The organism is Acinetobacter sp. NCu2D-2, assembly GCF_001647675.1.
Lineage (GTDB): Bacteria > Pseudomonadota > Gammaproteobacteria > Pseudomonadales > Moraxellaceae > Acinetobacter.
In genome coordinates this window covers 372909-390203 of record NZ_CP015594.1, presented here as the reverse complement: position 1 = coordinate 390203, position 17295 = coordinate 372909, and the positions used below count along the sequence as shown (strand labels likewise).

16 protein-coding genes are annotated in these 17295 nt (G+C 41.5%); 8 read left to right on the top strand and 8 right to left on the bottom strand.

Annotated features, from left to right (window positions below):
• Positions 1 to 11: 11 nt before the first annotated feature.
• The 4 genes from holA to A3K93_RS01760 all read left to right on the top strand — a co-directional run bounded on the left by holA (position 12) and on the right by A3K93_RS01760 (position 5847).
• The gene (gene holA, locus A3K93_RS01775) at positions 12 to 998 is read left to right on the top strand and encodes a DNA polymerase III subunit delta (protein ID WP_067728382.1); all 987 of its coding nucleotides are present in this window, start codon (positions 12 to 14) and stop codon (positions 996 to 998) included.
• Between the two features lie 115 nt (positions 999 to 1113).
• Positions 1114 to 2442, top strand: coding sequence for a MacA family efflux pump subunit (locus A3K93_RS01770; protein WP_067728380.1), 1329 nt, complete (start codon positions 1114 to 1116; stop codon positions 2440 to 2442).
• Positions 2443 to 2444: 2 nt separating this feature from the next.
• Positions 2445 to 4421: a MacB family efflux pump subunit gene (locus A3K93_RS01765; protein WP_067728378.1), complete on the top strand. Its 1977-nt coding sequence runs from the start codon at positions 2445 to 2447 to the stop codon at positions 4419 to 4421.
• A gap of 10 nt (positions 4422 to 4431) precedes the next feature.
• Positions 4432 to 5847: an efflux transporter outer membrane subunit gene (locus tag A3K93_RS01760; RefSeq protein WP_067728376.1), complete on the top strand. Its 1416-nt coding sequence runs from the start codon at positions 4432 to 4434 to the stop codon at positions 5845 to 5847.
• A 57-nt stretch (positions 5848 to 5904) separates the two neighbouring features.
• Here A3K93_RS01760 and A3K93_RS01755 read toward each other — a convergent pair whose 3' ends face one another.
• The 3 genes from A3K93_RS01755 to orn form a co-directional block, all read right to left on the bottom strand.
• Positions 5905 to 7728 carry a tetratricopeptide repeat protein gene (locus tag A3K93_RS01755; protein WP_067728375.1) on the bottom strand — a complete coding sequence of 608 codons (1824 nt, stop codon included), beginning with the start codon at positions 7726 to 7728 and terminating at the stop codon, positions 5905 to 5907.
• A gap of 98 nt (positions 7729 to 7826) precedes the next feature.
• Positions 7827 to 8597, bottom strand: a complete 771-nt coding sequence (locus A3K93_RS01750) for a tRNA threonylcarbamoyladenosine dehydratase (protein WP_067731641.1) — start codon at positions 8595 to 8597, stop codon at positions 7827 to 7829.
• A gap of 158 nt (positions 8598 to 8755) precedes the next feature.
• Positions 8756 to 9313: an oligoribonuclease gene (gene orn, locus A3K93_RS01745; protein ID WP_067728373.1), complete on the bottom strand. Its 558-nt coding sequence runs from the start codon at positions 9311 to 9313 to the stop codon at positions 8756 to 8758.
• Between the two features lie 123 nt (positions 9314 to 9436).
• On the opposite strand from orn, the gene rsgA reads away from it, so the two are divergent.
• From rsgA to secB, 4 genes are all read left to right on the top strand, one after another.
• Entirely contained in the window at positions 9437 to 10495 is a 1059-nt protein-coding gene (rsgA, locus tag A3K93_RS01740; protein ID WP_067728370.1) for a ribosome small subunit-dependent GTPase A, read from the top strand.
• Positions 10496 to 10588: 93 nt separating this feature from the next.
• Positions 10589 to 10996, top strand: coding sequence for a rhodanese-like domain-containing protein (locus tag A3K93_RS01735; protein ID WP_067728368.1), 408 nt, complete (start codon positions 10589 to 10591; stop codon positions 10994 to 10996).
• 20 nt (positions 10997 to 11016) lie between these two features.
• Positions 11017 to 11271 (top strand): glutaredoxin 3, encoded by a 255-nt coding sequence (gene grxC / locus A3K93_RS01730; protein WP_067728366.1) that lies wholly within the window; start codon positions 11017 to 11019, stop codon positions 11269 to 11271.
• Between the two features lie 35 nt (positions 11272 to 11306).
• Entirely contained in the window at positions 11307 to 11765 is a 459-nt protein-coding gene (secB, locus tag A3K93_RS01725) for a protein-export chaperone SecB (protein WP_067728364.1), read from the top strand.
• A gap of 144 nt (positions 11766 to 11909) precedes the next feature.
• Here secB and A3K93_RS01720 read toward each other — a convergent pair whose 3' ends face one another.
• The 5 genes from A3K93_RS01720 to A3K93_RS01700 form a co-directional block, all read right to left on the bottom strand.
• Positions 11910 to 12716, bottom strand: a complete 807-nt coding sequence (locus A3K93_RS01720; protein WP_067728362.1) for an enoyl-ACP reductase FabI — start codon at positions 12714 to 12716, stop codon at positions 11910 to 11912.
• Between the two features lie 118 nt (positions 12717 to 12834).
• Positions 12835 to 13665: a TatD family hydrolase gene (locus tag A3K93_RS01715; protein ID WP_067728360.1), complete on the bottom strand. Its 831-nt coding sequence runs from the start codon at positions 13663 to 13665 to the stop codon at positions 12835 to 12837.
• The gene (locus A3K93_RS01710; RefSeq protein WP_067728358.1) at positions 13665 to 14612 is read right to left on the bottom strand and encodes an RsiV family protein; all 948 of its coding nucleotides are present in this window, start codon (positions 14610 to 14612) and stop codon (positions 13665 to 13667) included. The genes A3K93_RS01715 and A3K93_RS01710 overlap by 1 nt, the downstream gene beginning before the upstream one ends.
• A 51-nt stretch (positions 14613 to 14663) precedes the next feature.
• Positions 14664 to 15509 carry a hypothetical protein gene (locus A3K93_RS01705; protein WP_067731640.1) on the bottom strand — a complete coding sequence of 282 codons (846 nt, stop codon included), beginning with the start codon at positions 15507 to 15509 and terminating at the stop codon, positions 14664 to 14666.
• A gap of 86 nt (positions 15510 to 15595) precedes the next feature.
• Positions 15596 to 17188, bottom strand: a complete 1593-nt coding sequence (locus A3K93_RS01700; RefSeq protein WP_067728356.1) for a peptide chain release factor 3 — start codon at positions 17186 to 17188, stop codon at positions 15596 to 15598.
• Positions 17189 to 17295: the final 107 nt, after the last annotated feature.

The window sequence follows — 17295 nt, the reverse complement described above, 5'->3', positions numbered from 1 at the left end:
ACTGTACATTTATGAAACTTGACTATCTACAAGCCCTGAAACGTGTGGACGATGCTCGCGGAGCATGGGTTTTACATGGTCAAGAACCTTTACTTGAGCAAAACCTGATTGATGCTTTTCGTGCGAGCTGGCAAAAGCAAGAGATCGAACGTCAGCGTTATGACATTAGCTCTGCGAGTGATTGGAAAACAGTTTTTAACGCGTTAAATAGCTTATCGCTGTTTTCGACCCAACTCGCAGTTGAAGTCCACGGCAATATCAAACCTGATGCTGCGGGCTTAAAGCTGTTAAAAAGTTTTTTACAACATAATGAGCAAAACTTGTTATTGGTCATCATGCCAAAACAAGACAGCAGTAGTTTAAAAACCAGTTTCTTTCAGACGATTGATGCCAATGGTGTCAACGTTGCACTGACCGCTAATTATCCACGAGATCGTCAGCAAATCTTGGCGGTTGAAGCGGATAAGCTCGGCATTCAGCTTGCCAATGATGCTTGGACATGGCTTGAGCAACATCATGAACACAACCTGTTGGCTGCAAAAAATAGTTTAATGCGTGTTGCAGATACGTTTGCTGAAGTCGATGTAATTGAAATTGAGCATTTATATGCCTGCCTGCAAGATCAATCCCGTTACAGTACTTATGATCTAAACGATGCACTATTGAATGGCAATCTGGCGCAGTCGATTAAAATTTTTCAGTATTTGATCGCCTCGGGTGAAGCATTAAGTTTAATTTTGTGGAGTATTAGTAAAGAGATGCGCCTACTGATGCAACTCTTTGAACAACCTCAAAACGCATTACAAATCGGAATTTGGAAGACCAAAATTGGGCAATATCAACAAGCGTTACGTCGCTTGAGTCCACAGACATTCCTCACTTGGCCTGCACTATTACTACGTATTGATGCATCCATCAAAGGTTTGGGAGATGAAAATCCTGAGCAACTGGTTCAGCAAGCTATTGCTAGTATGTGCGGTAAAACCTTGTTTCATTAATTGAAAATGAGCGTTATATAAAATAATAATCATTCTTATTAGTTAAAAAAATTCACGTTTTATCCTCATTTCGCTTTTATAATCAAGGCAATTCTCAAACCGAAATTTGCCGATCATGCCAAAAATAAAACCGATGAAACTGATTATAGCAGTTGTTATCGCAATTGCTGTTGCTGCCACTGCGTGGTATTTCCTTAAACCGAAAGAACAAAAACCTCAGTATATTACGGCTGAAGTTACCACTGGCGATATCGAAAACTCGGTACTCGCTACAGGGGTACTAGAAGCAACCAAAATGGTCAGCGTCGGTGCGCAGGTGTCTGGTCAGGTTAAAGAAATGTATGTGGAGCTTGGTGACCAAGTTAAAAAAGGTCAGCTGATTGCACGTATTGACTCGGTACGTCAAGAAAATGAACTAAAAACTGCTGAAGCAAGTATCAAAAACCAACAAGCACAACTTGCTGTAAAACAAGCCAATTTAGCAAAAATTGAAGCAGAATATAAACGTCAACAAGCCATGTACGCGCAAGATGCAACTTCACGTGCTGAATTAGAGTCTGCACTAGCAAGTTATAAAACCGCTCAAGCTGACATCACTGCAATTAACGCTCAAATTGAACAATCACGTTTAACCTTAGCGACTGCAAAAGAAGACTTAGGTTATACACAAATTGTTGCACCAATGGACGGTACAATTGTGGCGATCGTAACTGAAGAAGGTCAAACCGTAAACGCCAACCAAAGTGCACCAACGATTGTCAAAATGGCACAACTCGACAACATGACCATCAAGGCTGAAATTTCTGAAGCAGACGTCATGAAGGTTCAAGAAGGTCAATCGGTTTACTTCACCACTTTAGGCAATAGCGAAAAGAAAATTTACGCAAAATTGCGTCAAGTTGAACCTGCACCGAAGTCTATTAACTCTGAAACCAACAATACTTCAAGCTCATCAACCAGTTCTGCGGTGTATTACAACGCGCTATTTGATGTGCCAAATGACGACGGCAAACTCCGTATTGATATGACTGCACAGGTTTATATCATTTTGGATGAAGCACGTAATGTTCTGACGATCCCTGCTTCAGCGGTTGAAACATCTAACCGCCCACAACGTAAACGTGGTGAAGGTTCAACCAATGCTGCACCTGAACAAGCAAAAGCGAAAGATGCAAATCGCCCTCAACGTTTAGAACTGACTCCTGCTGAACAAGCACTTATCGAACAAGGTAAAGCGACTCGTGCCATGGTGCGCGTATTGCAAGCAGATGGCACAGCAAAACCAACGCCTGTACTGATTGGCTTAAACAACCGTGTGACTGCTCAAGTCATTAAAGGCTTGAAAAAAGGTGATCAAGTTGTGATTGCTGATGGTGCAGACAGTGCAAATGATTCTGCAAAACGTAGCGGTGGTGCGCGTGGTGCTGGCCCAATGAGAATGTAATCATGACTCAACAACAACAGCCTCTACTCGAGGTCAAAGATCTGATTCGTGAGTTCCCTGCGGGTGAAAGTACGATTCAGATTTTAAAAGGGATTAATCTTGAAATTTACTCGGGTGAATTGGTCGCGATTGTCGGTCAGTCAGGTTCGGGTAAATCAACCCTGATGAATATCTTGGGTTGTCTCGATCAACCCACCAAAGGTAGCTATAAAGTTAAGGGGCGTGAAACCCGAAAGCTCGAACCTGACGAATTAGCAAAATTACGGCGTGAATATTTCGGCTTTATCTTCCAGCGTTATCATCTACTCGGTGATTTGACTGCTGCAGGCAACGTCGAAGTGCCTGCGATTTATGCCGGTGCAGATGCCACTGAACGTCAAAAACGCTCGACTGAACTCCTGACAAATTTAGGCTTGGAAGGTAAAACTGAAAACCGTCCGAGTCAGTTATCCGGTGGTCAACAGCAACGTGTCTCAATTGCGCGTGCGCTGATGAATGGTGGTGATGTAATTCTTGCCGATGAGCCAACAGGTGCACTCGATAAGAACAGTGGTATTGAAGTGATGCGCATTTTGCGTGAACTCAATGCCAAAGGTCATACCATCATTTTGGTGACCCATGATATGAACGTGGCGAAGAATGCTACACGTATCATCGAGATTTCTGACGGGAATATTATTTCCGATCAACCGAATGTACCGATCATTGATGATGGTTTTGAAAAACAGGAACTCGTCCCTGCCCCACAGAAAAAGATTCCGGTTTGGCGCGCTTCAATTGACCGTTTAGGTGAAGCTTTCCGTATGGCACTCCTTGCCATGAATGCACACCGTATGCGGACATTCCTGACCATGCTTGGGATTATTATCGGGATCGCGTCAGTGGTTTCGGTGGTCGCTTTGGGGAATGGCTCTCAGAAGCAAATTTTGGAAAATATCAGTAGCCTCGGCACCAATACCATTACTGTCTCTCAAGGTCGTGGTTTCGGGGATAATTCTAAATCTGCGCAAGCCAAAACTCTGATTCCTGCCGATGCAGATGCCTTAGCTGAACAGCCCTATGTTGATGGGGTCAGTCCAACGGTCAACTCCAGTGTAACTGCACGTTTTAAAGAAATCGAAGCCTCGGCAACCGTCAACGGTGTCAGTGCCGATTACTTCTATGTCAAAGGTTTAAACTTTAATGCGGGTCAAGCTTTTGATAAACATAGCGTCACCCAACAAGCCCAAGATGTGGTGATCGACAGTAATACCCAAAAAACTTTCTTTCCAGATGGTTCAAGCCCTGTTGGTCAAGTGATCTTATTGGGCAGTGTACCAAGCCGTATTATTGGTGTGGTGGATGCACAAGCCGGCATGATGGGCAGCTCAGACAGTCTCAATGTCTACTTACCGTATTCGACTGTGATGAGTCGTATGTTAGGGCAATCTAATGTTCGAAATATTATTGTGCGTATTAAAGATGAATATCCAAGTACAGCTGCTGAAAATGCTATTTTGAATCTTTTGATTCAACGTCATGGTGCACAGGATGTCTTTACACAAAATGCGGACAGTATTCGTGAAACCATTCAGCAAACCACAAAAACTATGACCTTATTGATTTCAGCAATTGCTGTGATTTCATTGGTTGTCGGTGGTATTGGTGTCATGAATATTATGCTGGTCTCAGTAACAGAACGGACTCAAGAAATTGGGGTTCGTATGGCGGTCGGTGCACGACAAAGTGACATCTTGCAGCAATTCCTGATTGAAGCAGTTCTAGTCTGTATTTTGGGTGGTATTTTAGGTGTGCTTCTGTCTCTTGGTATTGGTGAACTGATCAGTAAATTTGCTGGTGATAGTTTCCAAATGGCATATTCAACGACTTCTATTATTGCTGCGTTTGTTTGCTCAAGTTTAATCGGGATTGTGTTCGGATTTATTCCTGCACGTAATGCCGCTCGTCTTAATCCAGTCGATGCACTGTCACGCGAATAAGGAAATGATCATGTCTATAAATTTAACCAAACTTGCCAGTGCTCTCGTTCTAGGAAGTTCATTAGTGGGCTGTGCTGCGGTGGTTAAAAGCCCGTATGAACAACCTACGGTAAACATTCCGAGTAACTATCAAAATAGTCAGGTCTTGAGTCAGCAGATTCGTCAAAATGTGATGAATGACCAATGGTGGACCTTATTTAAAGATCCACAACTGAATGCATTGGTTGAAGATGTATTGTCACGTAATACCAATCTTGCAGTTGCAGGGATTAACTTACAGCAAGCACGTATTCAGGCCAAACAAACTCAAAGCCAACAAGGTATCCGTATCGGCAATGCAGGTATTTCAACTAACTACCAAGTCGATCTGGATGGTGGTGATAGTTCCTCACGCATTAGCTTAAATTACCCGGGTTTAAGTTACGAGCTTGATCTATTTGGCAAGTTAGCCAACCAAACAGAAGCTGCTCGTTGGGAAGCTTTAGCAACCGAGCAAGATCTACAAGCCACTGCACAAAGCCTCATTGGTACGACTGCACAGTTATATTGGCAGCTTGGCTATCTCAATGAACGCTATGGCGTGGTGCAGCAAAACTTAGCAACCGCTCAAAAGACTTATGATTTGGTTCGGGTACAATACCGTGCAGGTGCAGTTTCAGGCTTGGATTTAACCCAAGCTGAACAAGCCATTCAAACGCAAAAATCTACTTTAAGTCAGATTGATCAGCAACGCGTGGAAACACGTACTGCACTTGCTGTGCTACTAAACATGCCTGTACAACAGTTAAGCTTGCAAGAACCAAAACGTTTGCCGAATATTGCGTTACCAAGCATTGATGCCGGATTACCTGCAAGTCTGCTTTCACGTCGTCCTGATTTAAATGCAGCAGAACTGCGCTTACGTAAAGCCCTTGCCAATAAAGATGCCAATAAAGCCAGCTACTACCCTTCAATTAGTTTAACTGGGAATTTAGCGACAGGTGTAGGAAGTAGTACATCGTTATCGAGTGCACTTAAAAACCCTGTAGCAACTTTAGGTGCTGGCTTAACACTGCCATTTTTACAATGGAACGATATGAAACGTGATCTCAAGGTCAATGAACTTGAGTACGAGAAATCGATTCTGCAATATCGTCAAACCATGTATGAAGCCTTTGCCGATGTTGAAAATGCACTTTCAAGTCGTAATGAAATTAATAAACAGGTGCAACTACAGCAACGTAATGTCGAACTTGCCGAAAAGACTGCGCGCTTAACAGAAGTTCGCTATCGCAACGGTGCAATCGCATTAAAGAACTTGCTTGATGCTCAGGAAACGCTACGTAACGCACGTTTGAGTTTAATTCAGACCAAACAAAGCCAATACAACGCTTACGTAACACTGATGCAAGCGTTAGGTGGAAGTCCAATTCAAACACTGTCTTAATCAATCCTATTTCTAAAATAAAAAACCGAGGTCAATGCCTCGGTTTTTTATGTCTATCTATTCATTAATTTCAAGATAATCATGAATACTCTGCAATAGCTGCTGAGCGGTTTCATTGCCCAATAAACTACCTTTTTCAAGCCAGTCACGTGCTATGGTAATGTCTCGTTCTACACCAATACCTTTGGTATACAAACGCCCCAAGTGAGCATAAGCATCCGCATTTGCAAAGTTTGCTGCTCGTTTGTAATAAGCAACTGCTTGGTTTAAGTCAGTCTCAACACCTGTACCTTGCTCATACGCCTGTCCTAAGGCATTTAATGCCATCGGATTTTGCTGTACCGCACTTTGCTGTAAATATTGAAGACCTAAAATCGAATCTTGCTCAATATTTTGTGCAAATAAGTACTTTTGCCCTAGTGTCGCCTGTGCTTCTGCATGGCCTAGTTTGGCTGCCTGATGCAAATATCGATTGGCTTGATCTACATCACTCACAAACACAGGATAAATCCCTGAGAAGGCCTGATATAAATACCACGCTGCATCCGCTGAACCTTTTGAAACTGCCTGATTCAGATAATGAATCGCTTTATCACGATTCGGCAGTGGATAATCGATTTGACCATAGAAACGCCCCACTGCATAAATTAAATCCGCTTCTGAACGTGCGTCAAAGCCCCAATGGGCTTCCACAGCAGTTTGAATCATTTGTGTAGCGCGTGCTGAATCTTGTGCTGTACCCACTGCGTTTAAATAACAGAGTGCCAAACCGATTTGGGCTTGAAAATTAGTTGAGTCTAATTCAAGTGCTTGGTTATAGAGTGTAAAGGCTTGTTCTTGTGCATCTGTCACAAGATATTGTTCATAATGTAATGCCGCTAAAATCACGATCGCTGGAGGATGATCTGCTTTCGCAGCTTCTGTCCAATAACGATAGGCCATAGTTTCATTGTGCGATACATACCAACCATAAAAATAAGCCGTGCCCAACAAAGTCTTGGCGTGTAGATCCTTATGTTCTTGTGACTGTTGCAATAAATGCTGAAAAACCCGTTGACGTTGATCTGCATCAATCCAACCGAGCAGTACCCCTTGGTAATACTGATACAAACCTTGCTGACCACCTAAATTCACACTGCGCTTAATAAGCTGTAAGGCCTGAGTCGGATCTTGCGGGAGTAAATAGCCATTTGCATAGTAGTCTGCAATTTGTTGATTCGCTGCCAAGACATCCTGTTTAGCAGCAGAAAATAAATAGTGCATGCCAAGACTGATGTCTTGTTGCTGCCCATGATGAAGATAATGCTGTGCCAATTGAAACTGTGAGTTGGCATGCCCCTGCTCTGCATTCTTTTTTAATAATTCAAACTTTTGTAGAGCTACATTTTTATCATCATTAGGGGTCAGTTCGGTAATTTTGAGCTGTGCCTCAACATTGCCACGAGCGACGGCATGTCGATACCAATATAAGGCTTTTTCAATGTTGTGGTGCTGATATTGCTCAGATTCATAAATTTTCCCAAGGTGAAATGCAGCATCCTCTCCGCCTAAACGAAAAGCTTTGTCGAGTAGCCCAATGGCACTTTCAACACTGACTTCACGTCCCTGACCTTTAAGATGCATTAATCCCATTTGAGTATAGGCTTGAGGAAGATCATGTTGCTGAGCAAGCTGCTCCAATATTTCAAATGCACGGGAGAAATTGGGCTGTGCAGGATCATTAATCAAACGTAAAGCATGCTTGTACTGCGCATCTATTTGCTCAATCCATAAATCATGTTGAACCGCTTTGGCTTGATCTCGTTGCACAGGATCTGGACGCTTCCACATCCAAATGGCCAAGGCTGCTATCCCCAAAATTAGCACCAATAAAAACCACATAGCTGCTCCAAAACCTTGTTTTTGTTATATGAATATTAATTTTCATTTTAAACTGTCGATAAAAAAAAGCACATAGAATGTGCTTTTAATTTTGTAAGTTAGACTTTGGCCCGTTTGGCATCGAGTTTCTTTAACACTTCTGAAACGGCAACCATCGCAAAACTTGAGGTCACTACCACGGCCGACCCATAGCCGCCACAACGCAATCCTGCACTTGGGCATACATCTGCACTCGAGAACGGATTATCAATTGAATATACACATGTAATCCCAAATTTCTCTTTTGGCTTTTTGCAAATACCTTTACTACGCAGCTGTGCACGCAATTTAGCAAGCATAGGGTCTTGTTCAGTTCTTGATAAATCTGCAACTCGGATTTTTAATGGATCTAACTTACCGCCAGCACCACCAGACACAATCAATGGGATCTTGTTAAACCGGCAATGTAACATCAACGCAAATTTGGCTTTTACATCATCAATGCAATCTAAAATAATATCAGGATTGCCCGCCAATACCTCTTTAACATTTTCAGGTGTCAGATAGTCATCAATCAAATTAATTTTAATACGTGGATTGATGGCACGGCATCGCTCTGCCATAACTTCAATTTTTTCATGTCCTAAAGTCGTAGACATTGCGGGTAATTGACGATTGATATTCGATGCCGCAACGACATCCATATCCACCATAGTCAGCTCACCAACACCGGTACGTGCCAGTGCTTCAACCGCCCATGACCCTACACCGCCAATACCGATGACCATGACATGGCTTTTTTCATAATGACTAAAACTGTCTTCACCATAAATTTTGGCAACACCAGCAAAACGGCGGTCATATTCATCATCTTGAAGAAGTTCGGTCATAACAAGTGTAGGTATCATTAAACAAGGCGCTATTTTAACAAACTCATGCGGTTTTTGCCTTGCTAAAAGCAGATCTAAAATAACGGTTTGAAAATGGGCATTTAAAAGTTCCACACAATAAAAAAGAGGCGTTAAGCCTCTCTTTTAAAATTCAGAACTTAGTCCTGATTCATAATAAAGAAATATTCACGGTAATATTTCAATTCAGCAATCGAATCACGGATATCATCCATCGCTAAGTGTGATGCATTTTTCTTTAAACCGCTCATGATTTCTGGACGCCAGCGTTTCGCAAGTTCTTTAATCGATGACACATCCAAGTTACGGTAATGGAAGAATTGTTCCATTTCAGGCATTAAACGGTGCAAGAAACGACGGTCTTGGCAAATCGAGTTACCACACATCGGTGATGCTTTTGGATTAACCCATTTCTTCAAAAATTCAAGTGTTTGTAGTTCTGCATCACGCGCAGTCAATTTACTACGACGAACACGTTCAATCAGACCCGACTGACCATGTTGACGCGTATTCCATTCGTCCATCGCATTAAGTACGCGATCAGATTGATGAACTGCAAGCACAGGACCTTCCGCCAGAATATTCAAGTTATCGTCCGTCACAATCGTTGCAACTTCAATAATTTGGTCGTTATCTGTATCTAGACCTGTCATTTCAAGGTCAATCCAAATTAGGCGGGTATCAGGTGTGCTGCTCATAAATGTGCAATCTTATTAGGCTGTAAAACATTTATAGTAGCAAATTAATTGATGTGATGCTGTAATTCCCCCCTGCTTCATGCTATTTTTGCCATCTAGCTCCCATGGTTTTTTAGGATTTGAATGGCTTTAATACGTAAACGTCGTTTAACTGAACAACAACAACGTCGTATTCAGAAACAGCAAAAAACACGTCAAGAAGTGATCGACACCTCGCAAGATTTAGAAGGTTTGGTCGTTCAACATTATGGTCGTCAGCTTGAAGTGCAAACGCTTTCCACGCCAGAAATTCATCCTGAAAAACCTGTTGTGACTGAAGGTGAACCTGAGCCTTTTTGGAAACCGATTGAACTTGGCAGTGTTTGGCGCTGTCATACCCGGACCAATTTAGATCTTTTGGTCACAGGTGACCGTGTGAAATGGCAAGCCGATCCAAATACTGGACTTGGTATTATTACCGCCATTCATCCACGTAAATCCTTACTGACACGTCCTGACCGCTATCATAAAGTCAAACCTGTGGCAGCTAATGTCTCTTTAATTGTGATTGTATTTGCACCCTTACCTGAACCTGCGCCTGGTCTCATTGACCGTTATTTGGTGGCATGTGCAGATGCCGATATCCCTGCTTTATTAGTGCTCAATAAATCTGACTTACTCAAAGAAAATGATCCAATTCTTGATTTATTACAAGAATATCGTGATTTGGGCTACGAAGTGATTCAAACTCAATCCAATGGTGATTTAAGTGCTTTGTCAGAACGCTTAGAACATGAAACCGTAGCCTTCGTTGGTCAATCTGGTGTAGGTAAAAGCACCTTGATTAATGCGATTGTTCCAAATGCAGCTCAGAAAACCAATGTAATTTCTGAAAACTCTGCACTGGGTCAGCACACCACGACATCTACTCGATTAATTGGCTTTGGTGAAGATGCAGCGCTGATTGACTCACCCGGAATTCGTGAATTTGGTTTATGGCATTTAACCTTAGATAAAGTACAAACTGGTTTCCCTGAAATTGAAAATCTTTTGGGACACTGCCAATTCCGTAACTGTACACATAAACATGAAAAACAATGTGCACTACGTTTAGCTGCACAAAATGGTGAAATTTTACAGCGTCGTTTGGACAGTTATTTACGTTTAATTGATGAAATTACTGAAGCACAGCAAAAAATTTAATTTTCTTAAACCCTAGCCCTTGAAGCAGTGATTTTGATCACCATATTTATGAGCTATACTCTTGGAAATTTTAAAATTGTAATTAGGTGAATTGTGGAACGTTGGTTCGAGTTTATGGGGAATCATCCCTTCTTGTTTGGCGCACTTGCGGTACTCGTGGTTTTATTCTTCTTAATCGAAGGTCAACGTAACGGTCGTAAAATTTCTCCGCAATCACTGGGTATTTTAGTGAAAGCTAAAAATGCGATGTTGATTGACCTTCGTGATGCGAAAGATTTCCGCGAAGGTCATGTAAGCGGTAGCCGTAACATTCCATATAGCCAAATTGCTAAGCATGTCGACGAACTTAAAGCATCTGACCGCCCATTGGTGTTCATTTGCAATCTTGGTCAAGTTGCAGGTTCTGCATTACAACAAGTTGGTCATGCCGATGCATACCGCCTTGATGGTGGGATCAGTAACTGGAAGGCTCAAGGTTTACCTTTGGTAAAAAGCAAATAATCAGCGACTGGAGATTGAACATGGCTGAAGTGAAGATTTACTCAACAACTGTATGCCCTTACTGCATCCGTGCAAAACAGCTCCTCGAGCGTAAAGGTGTGGCTTATACAGAAGTAAACCTATCGAACGAAGACCCACAAGTTCGTTTAGATTTAATGCAACGTACAAATCATCGTACAGTGCCACAAATTTTTATTAATGATCAATTTATTGGTGGTTTTGACCAACTTTATGCTTTAGAGCGTGAAGGCAAACTTGACCAATTGTTGGCATAATTTTTTATTGATCACCTCATATTAAGGAATAAAGAATGAGTGAAGAACAACAAGCTCAGCCACAATTGGCATTAGAGCGTATTTATACTAAAGATATTTCGTTTGAAGTACCTGGGGCGCAAGTTTTTACTAAGCAATGGCAACCTGAGTTAAACATCAACCTTTCTTCTTCTGCAGAAAAAATTGATGATTCTCATTTTGAAGTGGCTTTAAAAGTTGTTGTTCAAGCGAGCAATGAAGGTGATACAGCGTTTATCGTAGACGTGACTCAAGCAGGTATCTTCCTGATTGATGGCGTTGAAGAAGAACGTCTTCCTTACATCCTTGGTGCATACTGCCCGAACATTTTGTTCCCATTCCTTCGTGAAGCGGTGAATGACATGGTCACTAAAGGTAGCTTCCCACAATTGCTTCTTACTCCAATCAACTTTGATGCTGAATTTGAAGCAAACATGCAACGTGCACAAGCGGCTGCAGCGGAAGGTCAAGCTTAATCGCTTTGATGTTCTTATAAAAAAAGACCGCTATTGCGGTCTTTTTTTATATGCCATAAGTTCCTCCCTTTGTGAAAGGGAGGTTAGGAGGGATTTAAACTAATCCTCCCCAGCCCTCCTTTACCAAAGGAGGGAGCTTTTTTCTTACTCAGCATCCAACATCAATTCAGCGCTCATGCCGACAGTGTTATAACCGGCATCAACATATAGAATTTCACCTGTAATGCCATTTGCCCAAGGTGAGCATAGGAATAATGCTGCATTACCCACATCTTCAATCGTTACATTACGTTTAAGTGGTGCAACTTTTTCATTAAGGTCGAGCATTTTACGGAATGATTTAATACCTGATGCCGCCAACGTGCGAATTGGACCCGCTGAGATTGCATTTACGCGAATACCTTCAGCACCCAAACTCGATGCTAAGTAACGGACACCCGCTTCCAATGATGCTTTAGCCAAACCCATCACGTTGTAGTTCGGCATAACACGTTCTGAACCTTGATAAGTCAACGTCAGTAAACAGCCTTGGCGTACCGCCAATAATGGTTTTGCCGCACGTGCCATTGCAATAAAACTATAAGCACTGATGTCATGGGCAATTTTAAAACCTTCACGATCAGTCACAGCGGTGAAATCACCATCTAGGGTATGTGCAGGTGCAAAACCAATTGAATGCACAACACCATCCAAACCATCCCAATGCTGAGCTAGTTCAGTAAAGGCTTGTTCAATTTCTGCATCAACAGCAACGTCACATGGAAACACGAGTTCAGAACCAAATTGTGCTGCAAAATCATCAACACGTTTTTTTAGTTTCTCATTTGGATAAGTAAAAGCCAGTTCTGCACCTTCACGATGTAAAGCTTGAGCAATACCGAAAGCAATCGACAATTTACTTGCAATACCCGCGATTAAAAAGCGCTTACCCGCCAAAAGTCCTTGTGCCATGTGAATCTCACTTAAAATAGTATATGTGCATGATGCCAAGTCTAGCGCATTTTAGAAATTGCATAATGCATCTTTTTTTCGGGCTTGATGAATGGACACGCACATAGTAGAACACCAGTTAGCGTCTGAATTCTTGCAGCCTTAGAGCATCCAATGTATTTGTCCATAGCCGCTCGGCTAGAAGTGCTCTATCACACTTTAATTGCACTGCTAATGCATCTAAAACATAGGGCAAATTCACAGGCGTATTACGCGTCCGATGTTCTGTTGATGATTGACAACAAAGTGGTGTCATATCTGGACAATCAGTCTCAATCACCAAATGTTCAGCGCCGACCGCTTCCACCACTTGATGAAGCTTCCGCGCATTCGGATTGGTGATTTGACCTGTAATCCCAATTTTAAAACCCAGTTTAATAAAGGCTTTGGCTTCTTCTACACCTCCACCAAATGCATGTGCGATACCGCCATTTTCAAATTTATGTGCTTTGAGCATTTTCAGTACATCGGCATGCGACTTACGAATATGCAGCAAAATGGGTTTATCAAATTGCTTTGCCATCTCTATTTGAGCCGCAAAGAAGTCTTTTTGTTTTTGTAATAATTCAGGTTGTTTATGCTGCTTTAAAAAGGTGTCTAAACCGATTTCACCAATGGCAATACAAGGATAACTTTGTAGAAATGTTTCCAACGTATCCAAATGTGAGGTTTGATGTTGCTCAATATAAAATGGATGCAAGCCTGGAGCTAAAAAACTTCGTGGCGCCTCATTCAACTGATTTAAAAATTCATGTGTCTTGAGCAAATCTTTAAAGCGGCTCTCTAGAAAACCAATCAGTACCAAAGCCTCCACGCCAACTTGCTTGGCAGCAAATGCGAGTTGTTCCCGATCGTGATCAAAATCGGGAACATCAAAATGAGTATGAGTATCAAACAGTTTGATCGACATTATTTTGTAGATGCTGGCTTGGTTTCAGATGCAGCTTGAGCTTCTTGTGGCAAATATTGCGGTTTTAATATTCCTTGAAGCTGATCATAAGGAATCACCAAACGTGGTAAGCCTACAACATAAGGACCAATTTCATATTCAGCATATTGTAAGACTAAACCTTGTTTGGAAAGATAAAAATTATCCGTTAGGCTGAATTTCCATGCTTGTTCATATTCAGCTACATCCGTTGCAAGCTTTGAGTCAATGACCCAATTTTTAAATGCTTCATACGCTTTGGCTTGTAAATTAGCTTTCTGTTTTGCAGCCAAAATATCATCCAACTGAACCAGTTTTTTAGTTTCTAAATCAAAATTGTAATAGCTTTGTGCTGAAGAGCCATGTGCCCCACCCAAATACTGACTACTATTCATAACAACGGTTGCCAGCGGTTGATCTGCATTTAGGATTTTTGGGCTAATCATCACACTAATACTATGATTGGCACTGAGTTGTTTAAGCTCCTGATCTAATTTCAGTAAACTTTCGATATAGGGCTGAACTTGTTGTTCTAATTTTTGTTTTGGTGTTTCTACGGCAGCAAGAGTTGCCTCAGAAGCGCTACTCGCTTCCTGATCAGACTTTTTCTCCACTTGAACTTGCGCAAGCGCATCAGGAGATAAAATGGTCTGCATAATCAAGACAATCTTTTCATCTATGAATTGATCAATAAACGCTTGATTACTGTTTAAACGCTCAATATTAATCTCTGGACAATTTTTCCCATCACAATCGGTTAAAACCAATTTTAACTTTTGATTATTACCAGTCAGTTTCAACTGTTCGACTTCTGCTTGTACTTCAGATGCAGCTGATTGCTCGGGTTCAGTTTTTTTCGGCTGGCAAGCACTCAGCATTAAAGCTGATGCCAATACGGATAAACCAAATAGTTTTTTATAATGTTGCATTCATTAACCTTCTTGTTGTCATGTCTGACAAAATCATTTGTGTCTCAAGACTTAAAACATATGCTGATAAATTTCAGCTTTCAACACCTGTTGTGTTTGTTCTTTACTTAAGAAAATATCCAATTGTTTGGCATTTGCAACGATCTTATCGCCATGATAATGCACACCAATCCCTTGCTGATCAAAAAACCAATCTGCTTGTCCCCAATGGATTTTCTTTGGTGCTTTTAAGCTCACTGCAGCATCACTATCCTTCAACCACTTTTGATAAGCTTGCTGCACTATCTCATCCATTTTGCTCTGCTGTTTCGGTTGAATCACATCCAGCAAGCTTAACGTTTTTTGCTGACGGCGATCTGATACAAAGAAATAATAGCGGTCTTTGACTTTGACCCCTTCTTGATCTGAGTTGATCCCAATTTGCATCAATACATAGTCATTTCGTTGATACGGAATGCGGGTATACAGTTCAAGTTGATAGGCTTTATTTAACTTCAATAATTGTTCTTGCCATTGATCAGACTTTTTTACATAGGCATTTACTGCTTGTTGCAGGGTTAAATCTTGCTTCATATCAATCTGATCTTGAATCACTTTCGACTGATGCTTGGCAATCCACTGATTGATCCATGGGTCAACTGTAGCTAATGTTTGAATATCGACATCAATACAATTTTTACGTTCGCAAAATGGTAAAGCTATTTTTGCAGGCTGCTCTTGAATATTTAAATACGGTAAGACATCGGCTTTTTCAGCTTCAGCGATTTTTGGCGTTTCTTGTTTTTGTTGAGGTTGTGGCTGATCTTTCACATCATTTTTGTTCGAATCACAGGCAATAAGTCCTAGGCTAAGACTTAAAACTGAATAAACCCAAATATCCCTATAATATTTTTTCATGATAGCCGTTACTTTTAAAATCCAATCTGAATGTAGCATAAAACAAAACAGCTTCCGAAGAAGCTGTTTGATTGAAAACTCAAGAATTAATGTTCACGTGTATTACGGAATACAATATCAGGGTAACGTTCTTGCATAAGCTGTAAATTGACACGGCTTGGTGCAAGATAAGTCAAATGACCACCACCATCGACAGACAACTGATCATGCGCTTTTTTCTTAAATTCATTGAATTTCTTCTCGTCATCACATGACACCCAACGTACGGTATTGATGTTCACTGGCTCGTACACACAGTCAACTTTGTATTCTTCTTTCAAACGGTACGCAACGACTTCAAACTGAAGCACACCAACAGCACCCACAATCAAATCATTATTGTGTTGTGGCATGAATACCTGAGTTGCTCCTTCTTCTGAAAGTTCTTTCAGACCTTTTTGCAACTGTTTAGATTTTAGTGGATCTTTCAGACGCACACGGCGGAACATTTCTGGCGCAAAGTGTGGAATACCCGTGAAGTGGAGATCTTCACCTGAAGTAAACGTATCACCAATTTGAATCGTACCGTGGTTATGCAAACCGATAATGTCACCTGGCCATGCTTCTTCAAGGTGTTGACGGTCACCTGCCAAGAAAGTCAAAGCATCTGAAATACGCACGTCTTTACCTAGACGTACATGTTTCATTTTCAAACCTTTTTCGTACTTACCTGAACAGATTCGCATGAACGCAATACGGTCACGGTGTTTCGGATCCATATTGGCTTGAATTTTAAATACGAAGCCAGTAAAGCCTTCTTCTGTCGATTCAACCTTACGGTCATGTGTCGGATGTGCTTTAGGTGCAGGTGCATATTGGCTAAATGCATCTAGAACATGATCGACACCAAAGTTACCCAAAGCCGTACCAAACAGCACTGGTGTTTGACGACCCGCAAGGAATTCAGCAGGATCTAATGGCTCATTTGCCATTTGTACCAATTCAAGAGATTCTTCAAAGGCAGCCCAAGCCAAATCACCTACCTTTTCACGAAGGTCTGCATGGTCATAACCATCACGTACTTCAATATCAGTGATGACTGAACCAAAACCTGCTTTATAGACGTAGAATTTTTCTTCGAGTAAGTTATATACACCCGCAAAGTCACGACCTGTACCGAGCGGCCATGTAATAGGAACACATTTAATTTTTAAAACGTTTTCAATTTCATCCAAAAGCTCTAAAGGCTCACGGATTTCACGGTCCATTTTGTTGACGAAAGAAATGATGGGTGTATCGCGCATACGACACACTTCCATCAATTTAATGGTACGTTCTTCGACACCTTTTGCACCATCAATCACCATAAGTGCTGAGTCAACCGCAGTCAAAGTACGATAAGTATCTTCAGAGAAGTCTTCATGCCCCGGGGTATCGAGTAAGTTGATCATCTTGTCTTTGAACGGGAACTGCATCACAGACGTGGTAATCGAAATCCCACGTTCTTTTTCCATTTCCATCCAGTCCGATGTCGCAGCACGATCAGATTTACGGCTTTTTACCATACCCGCAACCTGAATAGCTTGACCCCATAACAGCAATTTCTCTGTCATGGTCGTTTTACCCGCATCGGGGTGGGAAATAATCGCGAATGTGCGTCGCTGAGCGACCTGCGCCGCTAACTCTTGTTTAAAACTCATGGAAAATACCTACTGCAGATACCACAGCGCAAAAGATCAAATTGATCAATATGAAAAATTGGCGATATTGTAGCAGAAATCTGGTACCGTTTATGTATAGATCATTC

Bases quoted from the DNA above. Each gene is read 5' to 3' on its own strand.
- holA (WP_067728382.1), top strand. From the start codon at position 12: ATGAAACTTGACTATCTACAAGCCCTGAAACGTGTGGACGATGCTCGC.
- A3K93_RS01770 (WP_067728380.1), top strand. From the start codon at position 1,114: ATGCCAAAAATAAAACCGATGAAACTGATTATAGCAGTTGTTATCGCA.
- A3K93_RS01765 (WP_067728378.1), top strand. From the start codon at position 2,445: ATGACTCAACAACAACAGCCTCTACTCGAGGTCAAAGATCTGATTCGT.
- A3K93_RS01760 (WP_067728376.1), top strand. From the start codon at position 4,432: ATGTCTATAAATTTAACCAAACTTGCCAGTGCTCTCGTTCTAGGAAGT.
- A3K93_RS01755 (WP_067728375.1), bottom strand. From the start codon at position 7,728: ATGTGGTTTTTATTGGTGCTAATTTTGGGGATAGCAGCCTTGGCCATT.
- A3K93_RS01750 (WP_067731641.1), bottom strand. From the start codon at position 8,597: ATGACCGAACTTCTTCAAGATGATGAATATGACCGCCGTTTTGCTGGT.
- orn (WP_067728373.1), bottom strand. From the start codon at position 9,313: ATGAGCAGCACACCTGATACCCGCCTAATTTGGATTGACCTTGAAATG.
- rsgA (WP_067728370.1), top strand. From the start codon at position 9,437: ATGGCTTTAATACGTAAACGTCGTTTAACTGAACAACAACAACGTCGT.
- grxC (WP_067728366.1), top strand. From the start codon at position 11,017: ATGGCTGAAGTGAAGATTTACTCAACAACTGTATGCCCTTACTGCATC.
- secB (WP_067728364.1), top strand. From the start codon at position 11,307: ATGAGTGAAGAACAACAAGCTCAGCCACAATTGGCATTAGAGCGTATT.
- A3K93_RS01720 (WP_067728362.1), bottom strand. From the start codon at position 12,716: ATGGCACAAGGACTTTTGGCGGGTAAGCGCTTTTTAATCGCGGGTATT.
- A3K93_RS01715 (WP_067728360.1), bottom strand. From the start codon at position 13,665: ATGTCGATCAAACTGTTTGATACTCATACTCATTTTGATGTTCCCGAT.
- A3K93_RS01710 (WP_067728358.1), bottom strand. From the start codon at position 14,612: ATGCAACATTATAAAAAACTATTTGGTTTATCCGTATTGGCATCAGCT.
- A3K93_RS01705 (WP_067731640.1), bottom strand. From the start codon at position 15,509: ATGAAAAAATATTATAGGGATATTTGGGTTTATTCAGTTTTAAGTCTT.
- A3K93_RS01700 (WP_067728356.1), bottom strand. From the start codon at position 17,188: ATGAGTTTTAAACAAGAGTTAGCGGCGCAGGTCGCTCAGCGACGCACA.